We start from the raw sequence: 22,071 nt of genomic DNA, 5'->3' as shown, positions 1-22,071 counted from the left end.
TCAGGGATTTTAGCACACGGGCCAGCGGCCCGGTCACTCGGATGCGAGCGCAGGGCCCTCCGTGAGATAGGCCGGCACGCTCGTGGAACAGCCGTACACGCTGCCGGAGACCGGCAGGTCACGGGAGGGGATGTCCACCTCGAAGCGCTGGACGGCGTCGCCGCCCGGCTTCACCAGGATCTCCCGGCGACCGACCTCGGCCATCTCGTAGTTCATGGCGGTGACGATGCAGTAGGACTCCACGTTCGGATCCTTGCGGGTGACATCCACCCACAGACGCATGGTGTCGTCGGCGACGCGCTCGTGGGAGACCATGGAGATGGTGACGTCACCGCGCTCGGCGTCGGCCGCCATGTAGCGGGCGATGGCCACCGCCAGGCCCGCGAGCAGCACGACCGCCATGACTGCGATGGCTTTCCCGGTGAGGTTGCCCTGCGACTTCCGGTTGCGCCCGCCGCCCTCGGAGCCGTAGCGGGCGGTGGAACGGGGGTCGGCGGGAGTGCTCATCAGTCATCCTCTGCAGCAGGGCGCGTCAATCATTGTGGGGTACCGGCCTCATCCTATCGGATGGTGCGGGCGGGGCCTGCTCCTCCCCATCGACTAGGATGAGACAGGTTGACACAACAGCTACAGACAAGAGGAAGCGACAGACGTTGAGCGGATTCCGGCTCCTGGCGATCCACGCCCACCCCGACGACGAGGCATCGAAGGGCGCGGCGACCACCGCGCGCTACGCCGCCGAAGGCAACCGGGTGATGGTCCTCACGTGCACCGGCGGCGAGCGGGGCGACATCCTCAACCCGGCGATGGACAGGCCCGGGATCCTCGAGGACATCGTCAACGTCCGCCGCGCGGAGATGGCGGAGGCGGCCGCCGCCCTGGGCGTCGAGCACGTCTGGCTGGGCCACGTCGACTCCGGCCTGCCGCAGGGTGATCCGTTGCCGCCGCTGCCGGAGGGCTGCTTCGCCCTCGAGCCCGGCATCGAGGTGGCGCGCGAGTTCGTGCAGATCATCCGCGAGTTCCGCCCGCACGTCATCGTCACCTACGACGAGAACGGCGGCTACCCCCACCCCGACCACCTCAAGGTGCACGAGGCCTCCATGCTGGCCTGGGAGAACGCGGGCAACCCGGACTACGAGCCGGAGCTCGGCGAGCCGTGGGCCCCGCTGAAGCTCTACTACACCCACGGTTTCGTGCGGCAGCGGATGAAGATGTTCCACGACCTCCTCATCGCCGAGGGCCGCACCAGCCCCTACGGTCCGATGCTCGAGCGGTGGGAGCAGAACAAGGCCGACATCATGGCCCGGGTGACCACCCAGGTCGAGTGCGCCGCGTACTTCCCCCACCGGGAGGCCGCCCTGCGGGCGCATGCCACGCAGATCGACCCGGCCGGCGCGTTCCTGGCCACCCCGGCGGAGGTCCAGCAGAAGCTGTGGCCCACCGAGGAGTTCGAGCTGGCCCGCACCCGCGTCGCCACCTCCCTGCCGGAGGACGATCTCTTCGCGGGTATCACGGCAGATAAGCTGGAGCCCACACAGAAGAAGACGGAAGTGAACGATGCTTGATCTCACAGAACTGATGATCCTCGCCCAGCAGCAGCAGGGCGGTCCGCTCGGCCCGGAGTTCGGCAAGGCCTCGCCCATCGGCATGACGGTCCTCGTCGTGCTCGCCGTGGTGGTCCTGTTCATCGGCTGGTCCTTCCACCGCCGCTACAGCCGCTACAACCGCCGCCGCGCCTTCGCGGAGGCCCACGGCCTGGATCCCTTCGACCAGGAGGCGGTGGACAAGGCGATGGAGGAGGCCGGTCTCCTCGACCGCCGCAAGCAGTCCTGGTTCTAGTGCTATACTCCCTGACATGTTCGTCCAGCGATTTTATTTTGACGGGGCTCCGGAGCTGAGCCTCGTCGTCACGCGCGCGTAAACGACGAACATCCCCGGAGCCCAAGCAGCACCTCCCCGAGAAATCGGGTCGAGGGGCTGCTTTTTTCGTACCCACCTTCCGACAGAGCAGAAAGCAGCACTCACATGAGCACCCTCACCTACCCCTCGACCTCCAACCGCCGCGTCGTCGCCTTCCACGATCTGCCCAGCCCCGAGGAGCTGCGCGCCCGGTCACCGTTGACACCGGAGCAGGAGGAACGGGTCGACCGTGACCGCACGGAGATCGCCGACATCTTCCGCGGCGCGGATGACCGCCTGGCGGTCGTCGTCGGCCCCTGCTCCATCCACGACAGGGAGGCCGCCCTCGATTACGCCCACCGTCTGGCCCCGCTGGCGGATCTGCTGGCCGATGACCTCAAGATCATCATGCGCGTCTACTTCGAGAAGCCGCGCACGACGATCGGCTGGAAGGGGCTCATCAACGATCCGCATCTCGACGGCTCCTACGACATCAACCACGGCCTCGAGCTGGCCCGCGAGGTGTTGCGCGAGGTGGTCAACCTCCGACTGCCCACCGCAGCCGAGTTCCTGGAACCGAACTCCCCGCAGTACTGGGCGGATCTCGTGGCGTGGGGTGCCATCGGCGCCCGGACGACGGAGTCGCAGGTCCACCGCCAGCTGGCGTCGGGCCTGTCCATGCCCATCGGGTTCAAGAACGGCACCGACGGCACCATCCAGGTCGCCATGGACGCGGTGTCGGCGGCGTCGCAGCCGCACTTCTTCTTCGGCACCTCGGACGGCGGTCGCCCCGCCGTTGTGCAGACCGCCGGGAACGAGAACTGCCACGTCATCCTGCGTGGCGGCACGTCCGGCCCGAACGCGGACGCGGCGTCGGTGCAGGCCATCGTCGACAAGCTCGCGGAGCGTACCGACCGGCCGCACCTCATGATCGACGCCTCGCACGCCAACTCCGGCAAGGACCATGTTCGCCAGGCGGAGGTGGCGCGGGACGTCGCGAAGCAGATCGCGGACGGTAACGAGCACATCGCCGGCGTCATGCTGGAGTCCTTCCTCGTGGCCGGCGCGCAGACGCTCGATCAGGCGAACCCGGGTGACCTCGTCTACGGGCAGTCGGTGACGGACGCCTGCATGGACATCGACACCACCGTCGACCTGCTCAGCGAACTGGCAGCCGCAGTGCGGACACGACGGGCCGGCCAGACACTAGACTGAGATCCGTGAAACTGACCCGCCTGCTGTACTCCCTCTATGAGCAGCGCCTCGCGCGCGAGCTCAGGGGCGCGCGCCAGCCCAAGCACATCGCGATCATGGCCGACGGCAACCGTCGGTGGGCGCGCGAGGCGGGACACGCGGACATCAGCCACGGCCACCGGGCGGGGGCGAAGAAGATCGGCGAGGTCGTCCACTGGTGCGAGGAGACCGAGGTCGAGGTGGTCACCGTCTACCTCCTGTCCACCGAGAACCTGGGCCGGGAGGCGCACGAGCTGCAGCTGCTGTTCGGCATCATCGGTGACGTCGTCGACGAGCTCTCCGGGGAGGAGCACTCCGCCCGGGTGCGGCTGGTGGGGCACCTCGACCTGCTGCCGCCGGAGGTCGCGGAGCGGTGGCGCGAGTCGGCGCAGCGCACGGTGGGCCGCACCGGCATCACGGTGAACATCGCGGTGGGCTACGGCGGGCGGCAGGAGATCGTCGACGCCGTGCACGACCTGCTCGCGGAGGAGGTCGCCGCGGGCACCCCGCCGGGGGAGCTGGCCGACAAGGTCACCGTCGAGTCGTTGTCGCACCACCTCTACACGTCGGGGCAGCCGGACCCGGATCTGGTTATCCGCACCTCGGGGGAGCAGCGGCTGTCGGGGTTCCTGCTGTGGCAGGCCGCGTACTCGGAGATCTGGTTCACCGACACCTACTGGCCGGCGTTCCGTAGAATTGATTTTCTACGGGCTTTGCGGGACTATTCGCACCGCAGTCGACGATTCGGAAAGTAGGTTCCCCGTGGTCTCTGTCCTCTACGAATCCGCCTACGGCTCCACCGAGCAGTACGCGCAGGCGCTGGCCGCACGCCTCGGTGTCACCGCGGCGCCGCTGGCCGACGCCCCCGCGGTCGCCGATCCACACGACCCCCTCGTCGTCCTCTCCCACGTCCACGGCCCGGTCATCCCCGCCGCGAGCTGGGTGTCGAAGCAGGACCTCGGCGGGCGCCCCGTTGCCGTGTGCGCCGTCGGCATGACGCTTCTCGACGTCGCCCGCGCCAAGGATCAGCTCAAAGACATGGTCCCGGAGGGGGTGGCCCGCTTCTACCTCCCCGGACGCCTGAGCTACTCGACGATGAGTCGTAAGCACCGGATGATCATGTGGGGGATCATCAAGGCGCTCAAGGCCCGGCGGGAGGCGGACCGCAGCGCCAACGACCAGGCGATGATCGACTCCTACGACACCGACACCGACCACGTGGACCTCAGCGAGCTGGACGCCGTCGTCGAGTGGGTGCAGGGCGCGGGGCGGTAGAGCCGGGCGTGATGCAGAAGCTCCCCTGAGCAGCGTTCAATTCCCTGCATTGTCCCAGTTCGCGGGTTATCTATACGTCAGCCTTTGCACCCGGGCGCCCTAGATCTTGCGCATCCGTACCCGCTCCACCAGGTGGTCCGCTCCCTTGCGCAGCACCAGCGAGGCACGCACGCGGGTGGGCAGGATGTTCTCCACCAGATTGGGCAGGTTGATCGACTGCCAGATCTCACGGGCCTCCGCCCGGGCCTTGGCGTCGCCGTAGTCGGCGTAGTGGCCGAAGTGCGCGCCGGGCTCGCGGAAGGCGGTGGAGCGCAGCTGGAGGAAGCGGTCGATGTACCACTTCTCGATGTCCTCGGTGCGCGCGTCGACATAGACGGAGAAGTCGAAGAGGTCGGAGACCATGAGCGTCGGTCCGGTCTGCAGGACGTTGAGACCCTCGACGATGAGGATGTCCGGCTGGGACACCGTCATCACCTCGTCCGGCACCCGGTCGTAGAGCTTGTGGGAGTAGACGGGGGCGTCGACGGAGGGGCGGCCGGACTTGACGTCGGTGACGAACCGCAGCAGCGCCCGCTGGTCGTAGGACTCCGGGAAGCCCTTGCGCCCCATGAGCCCGCGCTCGTGCAGCTCGGCGGCCGGGTAGAGGAAGCCGTCGGTGGTGACCAGGTCCACGCGGGGGTGGGAGTCCCAGCGCTGCAGCAGCACCTGCAGCAGGCGGGCGGTCGTCGACTTGCCCACGGCTACGGAGCCGGCCACGCCGATGACGAAGGGCACGTGCCCGGAGGAGGACCCGAGGAAGGTCTCGGTGGCGGCGACGAGCTTCTGCCGCGCCGAGACCTGCAGGTGGATGAGACGCGAGAGGGGCAGGTAAACCTCCGCCACCTCGACGAGGTCGATGGATTCACCGATGCCGCGCAGTTCCTCGACCTCGGCCTCGGTGAGGACCTGGGGCATCGATTTACGCAGGGCACGCCAGGAGGCGCGGTCGAAATCCACGTACGGGGTGGCATCCTTGGGCCGGGACATGCCCCCCATTGTGTCACCTGTCCGACGGGGGCAGGGGGTATGGGCCGATCATGGGGCGGTAAGCTGTGCGTCGAATGCCGTGTCCCCCTAGAAAGGTTGGCTTAAACGCCCATGACCGCTGAGTCTTCTGACCTTCGCTACCAGGAACTGTCCGTTCTCGACCCGGAGGTCCACGCCGCCATCGGTGGCGAGATCGCCCGTCAGCGCGACTTCCTCGAGATGATCGCCTCCGAGAACTTCGTCCCCCGCGCCGTGCTGCAGGCGCAGGGTTCGGTCTTCACCAACAAGTACGCGGAGGGCTACCCGGGCCGTCGCTACTACGGAGGCTGCGAGAACGCCGACATCGTCGAGGATCTCGCCCGCGACCGTGCGAAGGCCCTGTTCGGCGCCGAGTTCGCCAACGTCCAGCCGCACTCCGGCGCGCAGGCCAACGCCGCGGTCCTCCACGCCCTGGCCGATGCCGGCGACAAGATCATGGGTCTGTCCCTGGCGCACGGTGGTCACCTCACCCACGGCATGAAGCTCAACTTCTCCGGCAAGCTCTACGACGTCGTCGCCTACGAGGTCGACCCGGAGACCCACCGCATCGACATGGACCGCGTCCGCGAGCAGGCCCTGGCCGAGCGCCCGAAGGTGCTCATCGCCGGCTGGTCCGCCTACCCGCGCACCCTCGACTTCGAGGCGTTCCGCTCCATCGCCGACGAGGTCGGCGCGTATCTGTGGACCGACATGGCGCACTTCGCCGGCCTCGTCGCCGCCGGTCTGCACCCGTCCCCGGTGCCGCACTCCGACGTCGTGTCCACCACCGTCCACAAGACCCTGGGTGGCCCGCGCTCCGGCCTCATCGTCGCGAAGCAGGAGTGGGCCAAGAAGCTCAACTCCGCCGTCTTCCCGGGCCAGCAGGGCGGTCCGCTCATGCACGCCATCGCCGCCAAGGCCGTCGCCCTCAAGGTCGCTGGCACCGACGAGTTCAAGGACCGTCAGGCCCGCACCATCGAGGGTGCGAAGATCCTCGCCGAGCGTCTCACCGCCGCCGACGCCAAGGCTGCCGGCATCGACGTTCTCACCGGTGGCACCGACGTCCACCTGGTCCTGGCTGACCTGCGCAACTCCGAGATGGACGGCCAGCAGGCCGAGGATCTCCTCCATGAGGTCGGCATCACCGTCAACCGCAACGCCGTGCCGAACGACCCGCGCCCGCCGATGGTCACCTCCGGCCTGCGCATTGGTACCCCGGCCCTGGCCACCCGTGGCTTCGACGCCGCCGCCTTCACCGAGGTCGCCGACATCATCGGCACCGCCCTGGTCGACGGCAAGAACGCCGACGTCGAGGCGCTGCGTGGTCGCGTCGCGAAGCTCACCGACCAGTACCCGCTGTACGAGGGTCTCGAGGACTGGAAGATCAACTAGTCCCGTGCGTGTCCTCGTCATCGACAACCGCGATTCCTTCACCTGGAATCTCGTCGCCTATGTCGAGGACATCACCGGTGTCACCCCCGAGGTGATCACCAACGACGAACCCGGCTGGGATGTCGACCGCGTCGCCCTGTACGACGCCGTCATCATCTCGCCGGGTCCCGGCCGCCCGGAGCGCGAGTCGGACATCGGCATGTGCCTCGATGTCCTGCGCGACGGGCGGGTTCCCGTTCTGGGGGTCTGCCTGGGGCATCAGGCCCTCGCCCACGCCCACGGCGGGCGCGTCGACCTCGCGCCTGAGCCCGTCCACGGCCGCGTGTTCCCGGTCCGTCACGACGGTTCCGGTCTCTTCGCCTCCCTCCCCCCGCTTATCGACGTCGTCCGCTACCACTCCCTGCTCGTCGTCGACGTCCCCGACTCCCTGGCCGTCACCGCCCGCACCGAGGACGGTCTGGTCATGGCGCTGGCGCACCGCCGCCTGCCGCAGTGGGGTGTGCAGTTCCACCCCGAGTCCATCGGCGGTTTCGACGGGCACACGCTGGTGGCGAACTTCCTGTCCCTGGCCGCGGAGCGCAACCGCCGCTCGCGTTCCCGGTGGCGTCTGCACACCGCCACCGTCGAGCACGAGGCCGACGGGGAGGCCGTCCACGCCTGCCTGTTCGCGGGGGCGCAGAACTCCTTCTGGCTCGACTCCACCACGCCTGACCACGGCACCGGGCGCTTCTCCTATCTCGGCGACGACTCCGGCCCGCTGGCCCGCGTGTGGACCGGCCGGGTGGGCACGCTTCTCGACGACCTCGCGGAGGACCTCGCCGCCAACACCATCGACGCCGGGGACGTGGACTTCGGTTTCACTCTCGGCTGGGTCGGCTGGCTCGGCTACGAACTCAAGGCCGAGTGTGGCGGCAGCACCGCCTGGCGCTCCCCGCACCCGGACCTGGGCATGATCTTCGCCGACCGGGCGGTGGTCATCGACCATGCCCGGCGGCGCACCCACGCCATCGCCCTCATCGGCTCCGAGCACGACCGCGCGCAGCGCGCGTGGTGCGCGGCGACCGCGGAGCGGCTCGCCGACCTGCGGGCGGACGGGGTGGGGGACCACGGGGGCGTCGATAAGCTCGGGGCCAGGCACGATCGGGCCCGGTACCTGGGGCTGGTGGGGCAGTGCCTCGAGGAGATCCGCCAGGGCGAGACCTACGAGGTGTGCCTGACCAACGAGCTGCGCGCGGACGGTGAGCTCGACGTGTGGCCGGCGTACCGGGCGCTGCGCGCGGCGAACCCGACGCCCTTCGGCTCGCTGCTGCGTATCGGCGGTGTCAGTGTGCTCTCGTCGACGCCGGAGAGGTTCCTGCAGGTCACAGGTGGGGTCGTGGAGTCGCGTCCCATCAAGGGCACGCGTCCGCGCAGCGCCGATCCGCGGGAGGACGCCCGTCTGCGCTCCGATCTCGCGGTCAACCCGAAGGACCGTGCCGAGAACCTCATGATCGTCGACCTCGTGCGCAACGACCTCACCCGCGTCGCCGAGCCGGGGACCGTGCGCGCCGAGCCGCTGTTCGACGTCGAGTCATACGCCACCGTCCACCAGCTCGTATCCACCGTCACGTGCCGCCTGGCTGCGGGGAGGACAGCCGTGGACGCGGTGCGGGCGACGTTCCCCGGCGGGTCGATGACGGGGGCGCCGAAGATCCGCACCATGGAGATCATCGACCGCCTCGAGGCCGGGCCGCGCGGGATCTACTCCGGCGGCATCGGTTATTTCTCGCTCGACGGCGGCATGGACCTGTCGATGGTCATCCGCACGATCGTCGCCGACTCCGAGGGGTTGAGCTACGGCGTCGGCGGGGCGGTCATCGCGCTGTCGGACCCGGTGGCGGAGTACGAGGAGACGATCACCAAGTCCGCGCCCCTGCTGAACCTGCTGGGGCAGGAGTTCCCGCAGTGATCCACCGCTGGGACGGTGCCGCGCTGGTGGAGTGTGCGGACCCGGGCACCGAGCCGGACGTGGTGGACTCCTGGCTGGTGCAGGACGGTCACATGGCCCATCCGCACCTGCACGTCGCCCGCTTCGGGCACCCCGAGTTCATGGCCGCCGTGCCCGGGCGGATGCCGGTCGAGGGGGCGTGGTTTCCGCGCGTCGAGAAGCACGGTCCGGAGCTCTACCTGCGGGTGCGCCCGGCCCCGCCCCTGCGGACGCAGACGGTGCTGTGGGTGCCGCCGACACCGGATCCGCGCCGCGAACCGCGGGTGAAGGGCCCGGACCTGCGCGTGCTCGGTGAGCTGCGGGCGCAGGCGCGAAGCCACGGGGCGGATGACGCGGTGCTGTGGACTGGGGACGGCCTGGTCGCGGAGGGTGCCAACTGCGCGCTGGCCTGGTGGGAGGACGGACGGCTCATGTTCCCGGAGCACCCGCGTCAGCTGCCGTCGACGACCGTGCAGGCGACGCGGGAGGCCCTCAGCTTCACGGGCACCCGGCCCATCGCGGTGGAGGAGCTGATGACGTTCCCCGTGTGGGCGGGCAGCGCGCTGCACGGGTGGACCGAGGTGACGGGATGGGCAGAGCAGGTGGAGACGCCGATGAGCACCGCGCAGGTCAACACCCTGCTGCGGTGGGGCTGATCCTCACACCCGCCAGTCGCCCAAGGCGCCCTCCAGGGCACCGAGCGCGGCGTCGATGAGCGGCCAGCGCTGCTCCTCCGGGCACCCCGCCTCGACCCAGCGGCGCCCACCGGCCTCGAGGAAGCCGACCCAGCCCCACAATGCCCAGTGATGGCGGGCGAAGTCGCCGATGCCGGTGATCTCCTTGAGTTTCTCCACCAGCGCGGACGCGGCTTGTCGGCGGTGGGCGACCGCGGCCTCCGGCTCGCCCACCCCGGCGACGAGGGTGTGGTCGGCGGCCAGGGCGTCGAGGTAGCCCTGGAGCAGAAGGGAGACCCGGTCGCGGGTGGAGGGGGCGTGGGGGAGGGGGGCGTCGATGAGCGAGCGCAGCGAATCCTCCACGACGGCGGCGTACAGGCCGGCCTTGGAGGAGAAGTAGTGGAAGACGAGTGACTGCGAGCTGCCGGATGCCGCCGCGATCACCGGGACGGAGGCGTCGGGGTAGGAGGTGGTGGCGAAGTGTTCGCGCGCGGCGTCAAGGATGGCGGCGCGGCGTTCGGCGGTGCTCAGGCGTCTGCGGGTGCTCACGGTTGACAACCATACCCGTTGTTGAGTTAAGGTCAATAACAGTTACTGACTCACACTCAATAGGAGTTCGAAGTGCTCGACCATGCCATCTTCTGGCACGTCTACCCCCTCGGCGCGACCGGCGCCCGCATCCGCGACTGGACCACCGAGGATGAAGGCCACCGCCTGCCGGACCTCATCCCCTGGCTCGACTACCTCATCGACCTCGGCTGCAACGGCCTGCTCCTCGCGCCCATCTTCGCCTCGAGCACCCATGGATACGACACCCTCGACCACTTCCAGATCGACCCCCGCCTGGGCGACGACGCCGACTTCGATCAGCTCATCGCCGCCTGCGAGGAGCGCGGCATCAAGGTGCTTCTCGACGGCGTGTTCAACCACGTGGGCATCGACCACCCCATGGTCGCCGGCGACGGCCCCGTCCGCCGCCTGGACGACGGCAGCCCCGAGCCGTGGGAGGGCCACGGCGACCTGGCGCTGCTCAACCACGAGGATCCGCGCACCGAGGATCTCGTCGTCGACGTCATGAACCACTGGCTGGACCGCGGGATCGCCGGCTGGCGCCTCGACGTCGCCTACTCCGTGCCGGCGTGGTTCTGGGCGAAGGTGGTCGACCGCGTGCGTCAGGCGCACCCGGACGCCGTCTTCCTCGGCGAGATCATCCACGGCGACTACCTGGGGCTCGTGCACGACGGCCACCTGGACACCGTCACCCAGTACGAGCTGTGGAAGGCCATCTGGTCGTCCATCAAGGACGTCAATTTCTGGGAGCTCGAGCACGCCCTCGGCCGTCACAACGACTTCGTCGCGCAGGCCCCGATGCAGACCTTCGTGGGCAACCACGACGTCGACCGCATCGCCAGCGTCGCCGGCCCGTCCGGCGCGGCGCTCGCCGCCGTCCTGCTGCTCACCCTGCCCGGCATCCCCAGCATCTACTACGGTGACGAGCAGGCCTTCACCGGCGTCAAGGGCTCCGGGTTCTCCGCCGACGACCCCGTCCGCCCGCCGCTGCCCGCCACCCCGGAGGAACTCGCGCCGCTGGGGGAGTGGATGCACGCGCTGTACCGGGAGCTCATCGCCTCCCGACGCCGCCACCCCTGGCTCGTGGATGCGGGCGTCGAGGTGCTCGAGACGGCCAACGAGTCCATCTCCTACGTCGTGCGCTCCGGCACGGAGTCCCTCACGGTTCACCTGACCATCGAGCCGACCGCGACCGCGCGGCTGGAGTTCTCCGACGGGGAGACCGCGGAGTACGCCTGGTAAGGCTGGTCGTATTTACGACGTTCGTAATTACGACGTAGTACCATTTCCGCGACCTGGCCCTATAAGCGGGGGCTTGTGGGATTCCGGGTCGTAATTGCGACGCTCGTCATAACGAATCGGAAAGACCCCCTGACCGTGTTGGTCAGGGGGTCCTCTCCGTCAGGTGTGCGATCAGCTCAGGGCCGGCTCATCTAACTTTCGTTCTACGGGCGCCTGCTCCGCGACGATCTCGGCCTGGGCCGGGGAGCGCGGGATGAGGGCGGTGGCGACGGCACCGACGAGGGCGGCACCGGCGAAGATCCAGAAGGAGGCGGTGGGGCCGAGGCCCGCGCCGATGATGAGGCCACCGATGGCCGGTCCGGCGATGCCGCCGAGGCGACCGAAGCCGGCGACCCAGGAGACACCGGCCGCACGGGAGGCGGTGCCGTAGTAGTTGGCGGACAGGCCGTAGGTGAGGACCTGGGTGCCGATGACACCGATGCCGGCGGCGACGATGAACGGGTACATCGGGGCGACGGAGGTGAACATCGGGAGGATGGCCAGGGACACGGCGGCCAGGGCGAAGGTGGAGGTGATGACGGCCTTGGCGCCGATCTTGTCGGCGATCCAGGAGGCGGTCAGGCCACCGACGACGGCACCACCGTTGAGGAACAGCAGGGAGTAGAGGGAGTCGTGGGCGGAGGCGCCGTTGGACTGCATGATCTTCGGCAGCCAGGTGTTGAGGCCGTAGGTGGAGAGCAGGCCGATGAAGGACATGGCGCCGATGAGGAGGGTGCCCGGCAGGTAGGAGCGGGAGAAGATGCCGGCGAAACCGGTCTTCTCGACGTCGCGCTTGGCCTCGGCGGCCGGGACGGCGACTGCGGGGGTGTCGAGGAAGGTGCCCTCGGGCAGGCCGTGGCGGACGCAGACGGCGCGGGCGTCGGCCTTACGGCCGCGGGCGACGAGCCAGCGCGGGGACTCCGGCAGGGCGAACCAGGCGAGGGGCAGCAGGAAGAGCAGCGGGGAGGCGCCGATCATGAACAGGCCGCGCCAGCCGATGGCATCCTCGAAGGCGAGGGCGAACAGGGAGGCCATGACGCCGCCGGCGGGGACACCGGAGTAGACGATCGCGTTGAAGAGGTTGCGGCGGTTGGCGGGGGCGAACTCCGCGATGATGGCGCCGCCGGTGGCGACGATCATGCCGACGCCGAGGCCGGTGACGAAGCGCAGGAAGCCGAACATGAAGATCGAGGTCGACAGGGCGGTGAGGCCCATGCCGATGGAGAACCACACGATGGCGGTGAGCATGACCTTGCGGCGGCCGACGCGGTCGCCGACGGCTCCGGCGGACAGGGCACCGACGAGGACGCCGATCATGGCCCAGGAGCCCAGGGTGCCGGCGACGGCGGGGGAGAGCTGGCCGATGTGGGACGGGTCGTCGAGAAGCGAGGAGAGGACGGCGCCGTAGATGACGAGGTCGTAGCCGTCGAAGAGGATGGAGATGCCGACAACGGCGAGGATGAGGTACACCGTGCGGCGGTGTGCCGGCGATGCCCAGGTGGCCGGGGAGGTTGTGGTGTTCACTTTCGGGTCCTTCTGTAGTCCGGAAACTCTCTGTGACGGAGAGGATGACCGAACTGTAGAAGTGTTGCAGTTCACAAAACACTAGGACCGACCCTAGTGATCTCTCAGGGGTTCATGTCCGCGTTCCCAGGTGTGAACTGGGGCGATGCAGGTGGGGTATGGAATCCATACATTTCCCCGGGTCGGGTAGCCGGAATCGACGACACCCCCGTTCAGGGTGAACGGGGGTGCGGAGTGCGAACGACTATTCGGCCGATTCGGGATCCGGGGTCTCGCGGCCCTCGGCCAGCGCGGTGCGGGCGGCACGCAGCCACTCGGGCTGATCGGCCAGGAGTGCCTTGATGTCCTCGGTGGTCAGGGGCTTGTCCATGTCGTTGCGTTTGAGGGCGGCGATGGTGATGCCCAGCTTCTGGGCGACGACCGGGCGCGGGTGCGGGCCGGTGCGGCGCAGCTCGGCGAGCCACTCCGGCGGGTTCTCCACCATCTGCTTGAGCTCGGCGTGGGTCACGGCGCCGGCCCGGAACTCCTCCGGCGTGGCGGGCAGGTAGATGCCGAGCTTCTTCGCCGCGGTCTGCGGCTTCATGGCTCGGCCGGACGGCTGACGTGCGGAGTCTTCATTCACGCCCCCAACGGTAGCATTACCCCCATGCGCCTGAGCTTCGTCACCGGCACCGAACCCGACAAGTGGTTCACCCGCTTCCGCGACCGCACCACGCACCGTCTGTCCGTGACGGATTCGGCCGATCCGTTCGCCGAGCTTCTCGACGCCCGCGCCGACCTCGCCCTCGTCCGGCTTCCCGACGCCCGCGTCACCGCGGAGCACCACGTCGTCGTCCTCTACCCGGAGGCCCGGGGCATCGCGGTGCCGAAGGACCACGAACTCACGCTGCTCGACACGATCGGGCCGGAGGACATCGAGGGGGAGATCGTCAACTACGCCACCCCGGGGTCCGGCGAGGTCGACGTCGAGGAGGTGCGCGCAGGGCTGCAGGTGGTGGCCGCGAACGTCGGTGTGCTCATCGCCCCGCGCCCCCTCATCAAGGTGCTGTCCCGCCGGCAGATCGAGCACCGCGACTACACGGGGGACGTCCCCGGCACGGAGATCGCCCTGGTGTGGCGCAGGGACGACGATTCGGAGGCGATCCAGGACTTCGTCGGCATCGCCAAGGGGCGCACGCCGAACTCCTCCCGGCAGGCTGCGCCGAAGCGCAGCGCGCGGGAGAAGGCGCTGGCAAAGCAGCAGCGCCGCGCGGAGAAGAAGCCGCAGCCGGCGAAGAAGCAGCGGTCCCGGCGGCGTCGATAAGCATGAAGCCTCAGGTGAAGGTGTAGACAACGTCACCAAGATTTAATCTTTCACCCATGTAATTTCCACCTGACCGCGTTAGATTCGGGGCAACCGGGCGGCACAACGTACCAGCCCTCACCCGCCACCCGGCCCGCGTCCGTCGCGCTGGTACCGGCACGGCGGGAGGCGCCACCAAGGATCGACTGGAGAGCTGGGGAACCGGGTACCCGGATCCCCGGCACCTGGGGAGCCTGCCATGACCGAGCCGATCACCACCCACCTTCCCGCGCACGAGCTGGACACGCGCCGGGACGTCATCACCCGCACCTACGTCATCGACACCTCCGTGCTGCTGTCCGATCCCTGGGCACTGCGCAAGTTCGCGGAGCATGAGGTCGTCCTGCCGGTGGTGGTGATCACGGAGCTGGAGGCCAAGCGTCACCACCCGGAGCTCGGCTGGTTCGCCCGCCAGGCCCTGCGGATGCTCGAGGACCTGCGCTCCACGTACGAGCGCCTTGACCAGCCGGTGCCCGTCAATGTCGACGGCGGCACCCTCCGCGTCGAGCTCAACCACCAGGACCAGTCGCAGCTGCCGTCCGCCTTCCGGGGCACCGAGGGCGATCACCGCATCCTCGCCTGCGCGCTCAACCTGCAGCGCGAGGGGCATGACACGACGCTGGTCACCAAGGACGTGCCGCTGCGCGTCAAGGCCGGCGCCGTGGGCCTGGACGCGGACGAGTACCACGCCCAGGACGTCGTGCTCACCGGGTACACCGGCATGGCCACCGTCCACACCGACGCCGACACCGTCGACCGTCTCTACCGGGAGGGCGAGGTCACGCTCGACGACGCGGCCACCACCGACGCCGGGGACTTCGTCGCCGAGTTGCCCGTCCACTGCGGCATCACGCTGACCACCTCCACCCAGTCGGCGCTGGGCCGTCTCACCGCCGACGGCGCGATCCGCCTCGTCCGCGGCGACCAGCACGCCTTCGGGCTGCAGGGGCGCTCCGCGGAGCAGCGCATCGCCCTCGACCTGCTGCTGGACGACCACGTCGGCATCGTCTCCATCGGCGGCCGCGCGGGCACCGGCAAGTCGGCGCTGGCGCTGTGCGCCGGGCTGGAGGCCGTGCTCGAGCGCAACGAGCACCGCCGCATCGTCGTCTTCCGCCCCCTCTACGCCGTCGGCGGGCAGAACCTCGGCTACCTCCCCGGCTCGGAGACCGAGAAGATGAACCCGTGGGCGCAGGCCGTGTTCGACACCCTCGACGGGCTGGTCTCCGACAACGTCATGGAGGAGATCCAGGCGCGTGACCTCATCGAGGTGCTCCCGCTCACCCACATCCGGGGCCGCTCGCTGCACGACTCCTTCGTCATCGTCGACGAGGCGCAGTCGCTGGAGCGCAACGTGCTGCTCACCGTGCTCTCGCGACTGGGCCGCGGCTCCCGCGTCGTGCTCACCCACGACGTCGCCCAGCGTGACAACCTGCGCGTCGGACGCCACGACGGCGTGCAGGCGGTGATCGAGAAGCTCAAGGACCACGAGCTCTTCGCCCACATCACCCTGCAGCGCTCCGAGCGTTCCGCCATCGCGGAACTGGTCACCGACCTGCTCGAGGACGGGCAGTAACCCGAACCGGGCACCGGGCCCGCGGACGTCTTCCGTTTGCGGGCCCTCGCTGACGTGGGAGACAATATCCGGCATGGCTGACGCGACCTTCACGCTCCGACCCATCCGTCCTGAGGACTACCCTCAGGTCCGGTCCATCTACGAGATGGGACTCGAATCCGGGCACGCCACGTACGAGACGGAGGCGCCCACGTGGGAGCAGTTCTCCCGCGCCAAGATCCTCGAGACCGTGTTCGTGGCCGTCGATAAGGAGGACCCGGAGAAGCTCCTCGGCTGGGTCGCCGCCGCCCCCATCTCCTCCCGCTCCGTGTTCCACGGCGTGGTGGAGAACTCTATCTACATCCACCCCGACGCCGCCGGCCGGGGTGTCGCGGGCGCGCTGCTGGACAAGCTCATCGAGGTGTGCCAGTCCCTGCACAAGTGGGGTATCCACGCGTGGGTGTTCCCGGAGAACGAGGGGTCGGCGGGGCTGCACAGGTCGCGCGGCTTCGAGAAGGTGGGCACCTTCCGCCACCTGGCGAAGATGACCTACGGTGAGCTCGCCGGCCAGTGGCGCGACACCGACGTCTACGAGAAGCTGCTGCCCAAGCCGGGCGAGTAGGTGATCGGGCCCCGTGGGCCGTGGGCGTCCCCGTTGCGATGCGCCCCGGCTCCAGGTCGGCCACTTCCGCGGCGTCGATCTCGGAGGTGCGGAAGTGGTGGGTGGCGGGCCGGTCGTGCAGCGTGACTGTCACGACGATCCGCTTATCGACGCCCCGTCCTCCCCGTTGTCCTCCAGCGTCCAGCCCTCCGGTGCCGCTGTGCCGAGGGGGAAGGCGGCGACGGCGACGACGACCGGCAGGACCTTGGGGCGCACGGGCTACGCGATCGTCTCCTTGAGTTTGTCCTCCCGCACAGGCAGGAGCAGCAGCAGGGCGAAGACTGTGAGCGGCACCATGAGCAGGAAGACGGGGGTGAGGCCGTCATTGTAACTGGAGAGGATGACCTCGCGGATGGTTTCGGGCAGCTGGACGACGGAGGCGGGGGTCAGTGAGTTCGCGGCGCCGCCGCCCTCGGAGAAGGCCTCCGCGTAGGCCTCACCCTGGGGGCCCATCGTGGCGAACGTCTCCGGCAGTCGCTCGGAGAGGTTGCCCTGCAGGTTGTGGATGAACATGGAGCCCACCAGTGAGGCGCCGAGGGAGGAGCCGATCTGGCGGAAGAAGTTGTTCGACGCGGTGGCGGTGCCCACCATGGCGATGGGGAAGGAGTTCTGCACGATGAGCACGAGGACCTGCATAACCAGGCCGAGTCCGAAGCCGAACACGAAGAAGAGCACGCCGAGCTGTACGAGGGTGGTCTCCACGGTGAGGCGGGAGAGCAGGAACAGCGCCAGGGAGATGACGGCCATGCCCGCGATCGGGTACCACTTGTAGTTTCCGTGGCGGGAGATGAGCGCGCCGGAGACCGAGGAGGTGCCGATCATGCCGACCATCATGGGGATCATCATGAGGCCCGCGTTGGTGGGGGTCAGGGTGTGCACCATCTGCAGGTAGGTGGGGAGGTAGCCGAGGGCGCCGATCATGGCCAGGCCCATGACGGTGCCGGCCGCAGTGGTGAGCACCATGTTGCGGTTGCGGAACAGCTCCATGGGGATGAGCGGGTTCGTGGCGCGCAGTTCCACCACGACGAAGAGGGCGGCACCGATGACGGTCGTGGCGATGAGGGAGAGGATGATCGGGTGGCCCCACGGGTACTCGAGCCCGCCCCACGTCGTGAAGAGCACGAGCGACGCCGTGGTGACGGTGAGCAGGAGGGTGCCCAGCCAGTCGAATCGGCCGGTGGCGCGGCCGCGGCGCAGGCGCAGGACGAGCAGGGAGGTGGTGAAGGCGAGGATGCCCAGCGGGATGTTGATCCACAGGCCCCAACGCCAGCCGGGGCCGTCGGTGAACCAGCCGCCGAGCACCGGGCCGAGAACGGAGCTGAGACCGAAGGTGGCGCCCATGATGCCCATGAATTTTCCGCGCTCGCGGGCGGAGACGACCTCCGCGACGATGGCCTGCGAGGTGACCATCATGCCGCCGGCGCCGAAGCCCTGGATGGCGCGCGCCAGGATGAGCACCTCCATCGACTGGGCGAAGCCGCCGAGGGTGGATCCGACGATGAAGGTGGCGATGCCGAAGAGGTAGAGCCACTTGCGGCCCACCATGTCGCCGATCTTGCCGAAGATGGGCATGGCGATGGTCATGGTCACCATGAAGCCGGAGATGAGCCAGCTCATGTGGTTGACGCCGCCGAGTTCGCCGACGATGGTCGGCATGGCGGTGGAGAAGATCATCTGCCCCAGCGAGCTCATGAGCATGGTGGTGAGCAGCGCGGCGAAGATCAGCCCGAGGCGGGGTGCCTGGGCCGGGGCCTGGGTGGCAGGCGGGGTGGTGGTCACCATGTCAGCTCCTTCGTCAGGGTGGTGAGGATCGCGCCGGTCTCCGGCAGGGTCGTGTCGCTGTCCGGGCAGTGGGTGAGGCGGTGCATGTGCATCCACACGGATTCGCGGATGAGTCCCGCGATCATCGCCGCCTCGACGGGCAGGGGGTGGTCGGGGAGTCGGCGGTCCCCGGGGTGTTGTTCGAGATGCTTGACGACGAGCCCGTGCATGAGCGTCGACTGCTCCCGGAACCGGTTGATCGACATGAGCGCCACGGAGGGTTCGGCGGAGACGATGCGGTGCCGGCGCTGGCGGACGGTGGCGATGTGCGCGGCGTCGATACCCGCCTCGATGTCCTCGATCTCGGCCTCCTCGTGGGTGGCGGCGATGTGGACGAGGGCGGACCTCACCAGGTTGTCCGAGGGAGTCCCGATGAACTCCGCCTGCCGCGCCTCGTTGAGGGCGAGCGGGGGAGCACCGAGGATGGCCTCGTCCTTGGACTCCATGTAGTTGAAGAAGGTGCGCCGGGAGATCTCGGCGTCGCGGCAGATGTCCTCGACGGTGACGTGGTCGAAGCCGTGCTTCTCGACGAGCGCGGTCGCCGCATCCTCGATCCGGCGGCGGGTGGCCAGTCGTTTGCGTTCGCGCAGGGGGGTGGTGTCGTTCACGCCGTGCAACTTTACACCGGGTGCACGTTTGCACTCAAGTGCAGATCTGTCTTGCGGTAGTCTCGTGGGCAATGATTCTCCGCCGACTACGCCGCTTCCGTGACCGGAACCGCCCCGACCTGCACTTCCCCGGGCTCACCAGGGGCCAGGCCGGGGAACTGCGTGCGGCGCTGCGCCGCTCCCTCGCCGAGAAGGGTGCGACCGTGCGGTACGACGGGCGGCACGCCATCATCCAGCACCCGCGCCAGGGCCGGGTCACCGTCAACCTGGAGAACCTCATCGGCGACGTCGCCGCCTCCCAGCACCCCAAGGCCCCGCGCTCCATGGCCCGCGCCTTCGTCTCCTCCGTGCTCGGCGGGGAGCCCTCAGACACCCTCACCACCGCCAACCTCTACGCCGGGCTGCGCCTGCGCGTGGCCCCCACCACCCACCTCGTGCCCGAGGAGGAGGAGATCATCACCTCCGCCACCCTGCACGGCTTCACCGACGACACGGTGGTCACCCTCGTCCTCGACACCGAGCACACCATCCAGACGATGCCGCTGGACCGGCTGCGGGAGCACGACGACGTCGACACGCTCGTGCGCGCCGCCCGCAACAACCTGCGCACCGAACTGCTCGGCATCGACCCCCACGCCCAGCTCCACCCCGGCTCCGAGGACCATCCCGGAGCCCGCTTCCGTTCCTTCGAGTCCGGCAGCTACTACATGGCCACCGGCCCCGTGCTCTTCCCCGAGCTTCTCGACGCCTGGGCCCCCGACCTCGACCACTCCCGCGGCGTCCTGTTCGCCATGCCCACCCGCCACATCCTGCTCGTCCGCGAGATCAGCACCGGCGAGGACCTCCTCGAGGGTCTGGGACGACTGGCCCCCGTCGCCGCGCAGGTGGCGGTCGACGGGGCGCACGCGGTCTCCCCGCTGCTGCACATGTGGCACGAGGGCGAGGTGACCACGCTGACCTCCTTCGATCAGGAGGCCCGCGAACTGAAGATCACCCCGACGCCCTACCTGCTCGAGCTCATGGCCGCCGACGGCGACCCCGGGTTCTGACGCTCCGCCACCGACACCCGGTTGATCCGGTCCGAGAGGACCTTGAACAGCAGGGCCAGCCCGAGGGCCATGATGATGTGGCCGAGGCCCGCCATACCGGAGATCGCGGCGTCCGGGAGCGGCGGCTCACCGCCGTCGACCTGCAGCAGGCCACGCACCGTCATGAGCGTCACCGTCAGCGCCAGGCCGCCGTTGTACACCCAGATCGCCCCGGTGAACAGCTTGTGCCCGGTGAGCGCGAAACCGCGGTCGAGGGCCAGCAGCACCAGGTGCACGATGACACCGAGGGTGAGCATGTGGGTGTGCATCGTCGACAGCTGCGTGTCGCCGGTGAACCCGGCGAACTTCGTCCACTCGCGGTAGAACACGCCGGCCACCAGGCCGAGGATGAGCCAGGTCAGCGCCAGGTTGTACAGGGTCTTCACGAACAATAACGTCCCACGTCTAGAGGATGAATACAATTCCACCCTAGGCCGGGGAGCGCGGGGGAGCCCAGCCGACGGGCGCGAATCAACCGATCCATGTACCCCTCGGGGCCGCGGCGAATTCACCCCGTCGAAAGGACTGCCCCGGAGCCCCGGGGCAGGGTGAATTCGACCGCGTGAATTCGCCGGGGCGGGGAGCGGTGGGACGGCAGCAGACGCGGCGACGCCCCGCCGGCCCGGGTGGGGCTGACGGGGCGTCGGGAAGCGGGCGACTAGTCGCGGTCGGTGTTGGCCATCGCGAGGACGTCGAGGCGCTTGTCCAGCTCCTCCTCGGTGAGCTTGTCACCGTCGACGAAGCCCATGTCGATGACGGTCTGGCGGATGGTCTTGCCCTCGGCCAGAGCGGTCTTGGCGACCTTGGCGGCGTTCTCGTAACCGATCGCCGAGTTCAGCGGGGTGACGATGGACGGGGAGGACTCGGCCAGGGTCTTCATGCGCTCCTCGTTCGGCTCGATGCCGTCGACGAGACGCTCCGCGAAGACGCGGGCGGTGTTGGCCAGCAGGCGGGAGGACTCCAGCACGTTGCGGGCCATGACCGGGATGAAGACGTTGAGCTCGAACTGGCCCTGGGTACCGGCGAAGGCGACGGCGGCGTCGTTGCCGATGACCTGGGCGGAGACCTGGGTGGCGGTCTCACACAGGACCGGGTTGACCTTGCCCGGCATGATGGAGGAGCCCGGCTGCAGGTCCGGCAGGTGGATCTCGGCGAAACCGGTCAGCGGGCCGGAGCCCATGAGGCGGATGTCGTTCGCGATCTTGTACAGGGAGACGGCCACGACGCGCATCGCGCCGGAGAACTCGACGAGGGCGTCGCGGTTGGCCTGCGCCTCGAAGTGGTTCTTGGCCTCGGACAGCTCCTGGACACCGGTGAGGGTCTTGAGCTCCTCGGTGACCTTCGCGCCGAAGTCGGCCGGGGTGTTGAGGCCGGTACCGACGGCGGTGCCGCCGATCGGCAGCTCGCCGAGACGCTCGACGGTGGCCTCGATGCGCTCGATGCCCAGCTCGATCTGGCGGGCGTAGCCACCGAACTCCTGGCCCAGGGTGACCGGGACGGCGTCCATGAGGTGGGTACGACCGGACTTGACGATCTCCTTCCACTCCACGGCCTTCTTGGCCAGGGACTCGTGGAGGACCTTGAGGCCCGGGATGAGGTCGTTGACGGCGGCCTCGGTGGCGGCGACGTGAGTGGCGGTCGGGAAGGTGTCGTTGGAGGACTGACCCATGTTGACGTGGTCGTTCGGGTGGACCTCGACGCCGTTGCGCTTGGCGATGGACGCGATGACCTCGTTGGTGTTCATGTTGGACGAGGTACCGGAACCGGTCTGGAAGACATCGATCGGGAACTCGGCGTCGTGCTGGCTGTCGGCGATCTCCTTGGCGGCGGCGACGATGGCGTCGGCCTGCTCGGCCGGAAGAAGGCCACGCTCCTTGTTGACGATGGCGCAGGCGGCCTTCAGCAGACCCATGGCGCGGATCTGGGCGGACTCGAGGCCGCGGCCGGAGATCGGGAAGTTCTCCACGGCACGCTGGGTCTGGGCCTGCCACAGTGCGTTCACCGGGACCTTGACCTCACCCATGGTGTCGTGTTCGATGCGGAATTCCTGCTCGGTCATGGATAACCACCTTAAGTATCTGTAGTTAGGACGTGGGAAACTGGCCCGGCGGGGTACAACTACTGCGGAGAGGGCGCCGGGG

23 protein-coding genes are annotated in these 22,071 nt (G+C 68.8%); 13 read left to right on the top strand and 10 right to left on the bottom strand.

Annotation, left to right across the window (positions count from 1 at the left end; all coding sequences use genetic code 11):
• Nucleotides 1-33 precede the first annotated feature (33 nt).
• The gene (locus tag B9Y70_RS10950) at nucleotides 34-507 is read right to left on the bottom strand and encodes a DUF4307 domain-containing protein (protein WP_085550308.1); all 474 of its coding nucleotides are present in this window, start codon (nucleotides 505-507) and stop codon (nucleotides 34-36) included.
• Nucleotides 508-653: 146 nt separating this feature from the next.
• Here B9Y70_RS10950 and mca point away from each other — a divergent pair, with 146 nt between their 5' ends.
• From mca to B9Y70_RS10925, 5 genes are all read left to right on the top strand, one after another.
• Entirely contained in the window at nucleotides 654-1,565 is a 912-nt protein-coding gene (mca, locus tag B9Y70_RS10945; protein ID WP_085550307.1) for a mycothiol conjugate amidase Mca, read from the top strand.
• Nucleotides 1,558-1,839: a hypothetical protein gene (locus B9Y70_RS10940; protein WP_085550306.1), complete on the top strand. Its 282-nt coding sequence runs from the start codon at nucleotides 1,558-1,560 to the stop codon at nucleotides 1,837-1,839. The genes mca and B9Y70_RS10940 overlap by 8 nt, the downstream gene beginning before the upstream one ends.
• 186 nt (nucleotides 1,840-2,025) lie before the next feature.
• Nucleotides 2,026-3,114 carry a 3-deoxy-7-phosphoheptulonate synthase gene (locus B9Y70_RS10935; RefSeq protein ID WP_085550305.1) on the top strand — a complete coding sequence of 363 codons (1,089 nt, stop codon included), beginning with the start codon at nucleotides 2,026-2,028 and terminating at the stop codon, nucleotides 3,112-3,114.
• A gap of 5 nt (nucleotides 3,115-3,119) precedes the next feature.
• Nucleotides 3,120-3,887 carry an isoprenyl transferase gene (locus B9Y70_RS10930; protein WP_085550304.1) on the top strand — a complete coding sequence of 256 codons (768 nt, stop codon included), beginning with the start codon at nucleotides 3,120-3,122 and terminating at the stop codon, nucleotides 3,885-3,887.
• A gap of 7 nt (nucleotides 3,888-3,894) precedes the next feature.
• On the top strand, nucleotides 3,895-4,407 hold the full coding sequence (locus tag B9Y70_RS10925) for a flavodoxin domain-containing protein (protein ID WP_085550303.1): 513 nt from the start codon (nucleotides 3,895-3,897) through the stop codon (nucleotides 4,405-4,407).
• A gap of 99 nt (nucleotides 4,408-4,506) precedes the next feature.
• Here B9Y70_RS10925 and coaA read toward each other — a convergent pair whose 3' ends face one another.
• The gene (gene coaA, locus B9Y70_RS10920) at nucleotides 4,507-5,433 is read right to left on the bottom strand and encodes a type I pantothenate kinase (protein ID WP_085550330.1); all 927 of its coding nucleotides are present in this window, start codon (nucleotides 5,431-5,433) and stop codon (nucleotides 4,507-4,509) included.
• Between the two features lie 111 nt (nucleotides 5,434-5,544).
• Between coaA and glyA the strand changes: the two genes are divergently transcribed.
• The 3 genes from glyA to B9Y70_RS10905 are packed head-to-tail and all read left to right on the top strand — an operon-like array spanning nucleotide 5,545 to nucleotide 9,465.
• Nucleotides 5,545-6,843 carry a serine hydroxymethyltransferase gene (gene glyA, locus B9Y70_RS10915; protein WP_085550302.1) on the top strand — a complete coding sequence of 433 codons (1,299 nt, stop codon included), beginning with the start codon at nucleotides 5,545-5,547 and terminating at the stop codon, nucleotides 6,841-6,843.
• A 4-nt stretch (nucleotides 6,844-6,847) separates the two neighbouring features.
• Nucleotides 6,848-8,791, top strand: coding sequence for an aminodeoxychorismate synthase component I (pabB, locus tag B9Y70_RS10910; protein WP_085550301.1), 1,944 nt, complete (start codon nucleotides 6,848-6,850; stop codon nucleotides 8,789-8,791).
• Complete coding sequence (locus B9Y70_RS10905) at nucleotides 8,788-9,465, top strand: aminotransferase class IV (RefSeq protein WP_085550300.1); 678 nt, start codon at nucleotides 8,788-8,790, stop codon at nucleotides 9,463-9,465. Before pabB ends, B9Y70_RS10905 begins: the two co-directional genes overlap by 4 nt.
• Before the next feature lie 3 nt (nucleotides 9,466-9,468).
• Here B9Y70_RS10905 and B9Y70_RS10900 read toward each other — a convergent pair whose 3' ends face one another.
• On the bottom strand, nucleotides 9,469-10,032 hold the full coding sequence (locus tag B9Y70_RS10900) for a TetR/AcrR family transcriptional regulator (RefSeq protein ID WP_240309243.1): 564 nt from the start codon (nucleotides 10,030-10,032) through the stop codon (nucleotides 9,469-9,471).
• 72 nt (nucleotides 10,033-10,104) lie between these two features.
• On the opposite strand from B9Y70_RS10900, the gene B9Y70_RS10895 reads away from it, so the two are divergent.
• Nucleotides 10,105-11,295: an alpha-amylase family protein gene (locus tag B9Y70_RS10895; protein ID WP_085550298.1), complete on the top strand. Its 1,191-nt coding sequence runs from the start codon at nucleotides 10,105-10,107 to the stop codon at nucleotides 11,293-11,295.
• 171 nt (nucleotides 11,296-11,466) lie between these two features.
• Here B9Y70_RS10895 and B9Y70_RS10890 read toward each other — a convergent pair whose 3' ends face one another.
• Together B9Y70_RS10890 and B9Y70_RS10885 are read right to left on the bottom strand one after the other, a co-directional pair.
• Nucleotides 11,467-12,858 (bottom strand): MFS transporter, encoded by a 1,392-nt coding sequence (locus tag B9Y70_RS10890; protein ID WP_085550297.1) that lies wholly within the window; start codon nucleotides 12,856-12,858, stop codon nucleotides 11,467-11,469.
• 244 nt (nucleotides 12,859-13,102) lie between these two features.
• Nucleotides 13,103-13,441 (bottom strand): DUF5997 family protein, encoded by a 339-nt coding sequence (locus B9Y70_RS10885; protein WP_143337623.1) that lies wholly within the window; start codon nucleotides 13,439-13,441, stop codon nucleotides 13,103-13,105.
• A 63-nt stretch (nucleotides 13,442-13,504) separates the two neighbouring features.
• Between B9Y70_RS10885 and B9Y70_RS10880 the strand changes: the two genes are divergently transcribed.
• The 3 genes from B9Y70_RS10880 to B9Y70_RS10870 all read left to right on the top strand — a co-directional run bounded on the left by B9Y70_RS10880 (nucleotide 13,505) and on the right by B9Y70_RS10870 (nucleotide 16,374).
• Nucleotides 13,505-14,161: a LysR substrate-binding domain-containing protein gene (locus B9Y70_RS10880; protein ID WP_085550295.1), complete on the top strand. Its 657-nt coding sequence runs from the start codon at nucleotides 13,505-13,507 to the stop codon at nucleotides 14,159-14,161.
• A gap of 238 nt (nucleotides 14,162-14,399) precedes the next feature.
• Complete coding sequence (locus B9Y70_RS10875) at nucleotides 14,400-15,773, top strand: PhoH family protein (protein WP_085550294.1); 1,374 nt, start codon at nucleotides 14,400-14,402, stop codon at nucleotides 15,771-15,773.
• A gap of 73 nt (nucleotides 15,774-15,846) precedes the next feature.
• The gene (locus B9Y70_RS10870) at nucleotides 15,847-16,374 is read left to right on the top strand and encodes a GNAT family N-acetyltransferase (protein ID WP_085550293.1); all 528 of its coding nucleotides are present in this window, start codon (nucleotides 15,847-15,849) and stop codon (nucleotides 16,372-16,374) included.
• Between the two features lie 129 nt (nucleotides 16,375-16,503).
• On the opposite strand, the gene B9Y70_RS13165 is transcribed toward B9Y70_RS10870, so the two are convergent.
• The 3 genes from B9Y70_RS13165 to B9Y70_RS10860 are packed head-to-tail and all read right to left on the bottom strand — an operon-like array spanning nucleotide 16,504 to nucleotide 18,842.
• The gene (locus B9Y70_RS13165; protein WP_275886743.1) at nucleotides 16,504-16,629 is read right to left on the bottom strand and encodes a hypothetical protein; all 126 of its coding nucleotides are present in this window, start codon (nucleotides 16,627-16,629) and stop codon (nucleotides 16,504-16,506) included.
• Nucleotides 16,630-16,632: 3 nt separating this feature from the next.
• Nucleotides 16,633-18,195, bottom strand: a complete 1,563-nt coding sequence (locus B9Y70_RS10865; RefSeq protein WP_085550292.1) for an MDR family MFS transporter — start codon at nucleotides 18,193-18,195, stop codon at nucleotides 16,633-16,635.
• Nucleotides 18,189-18,842, bottom strand: a complete 654-nt coding sequence (locus B9Y70_RS10860; protein ID WP_240309242.1) for a TetR family transcriptional regulator — start codon at nucleotides 18,840-18,842, stop codon at nucleotides 18,189-18,191. Before B9Y70_RS10860 ends, B9Y70_RS10865 begins: the two co-directional genes overlap by 7 nt.
• Before the next feature lie 71 nt (nucleotides 18,843-18,913).
• Here B9Y70_RS10860 and B9Y70_RS10855 point away from each other — a divergent pair, with 71 nt between their 5' ends.
• The gene (locus B9Y70_RS10855) at nucleotides 18,914-19,891 is read left to right on the top strand and encodes a hypothetical protein (RefSeq protein ID WP_085550290.1); all 978 of its coding nucleotides are present in this window, start codon (nucleotides 18,914-18,916) and stop codon (nucleotides 19,889-19,891) included.
• Here the strand turns inward: B9Y70_RS10855 and B9Y70_RS10850 are convergent.
• Nucleotides 19,846-20,316 (bottom strand): DUF2871 domain-containing protein, encoded by a 471-nt coding sequence (locus tag B9Y70_RS10850; protein ID WP_085550329.1) that lies wholly within the window; start codon nucleotides 20,314-20,316, stop codon nucleotides 19,846-19,848. The two genes, B9Y70_RS10855 and B9Y70_RS10850, sit on opposite strands and share 46 nt — an antisense overlap.
• A 272-nt stretch (nucleotides 20,317-20,588) precedes the next feature.
• Nucleotides 20,589-21,989 carry a class II fumarate hydratase gene (locus tag B9Y70_RS10845; RefSeq protein WP_085550289.1) on the bottom strand — a complete coding sequence of 467 codons (1,401 nt, stop codon included), beginning with the start codon at nucleotides 21,987-21,989 and terminating at the stop codon, nucleotides 20,589-20,591.
• Between the last annotated feature and the right edge of the window lie 82 nt (nucleotides 21,990-22,071).

This window comes from Corynebacterium pollutisoli (genome assembly GCF_900177745.1).
GTDB classification, from domain to species: domain Bacteria; phylum Actinomycetota; class Actinomycetes; order Mycobacteriales; family Mycobacteriaceae; genus Corynebacterium; species Corynebacterium pollutisoli.
This window is presented reverse-complemented; position numbering and strand designations above follow the sequence as displayed.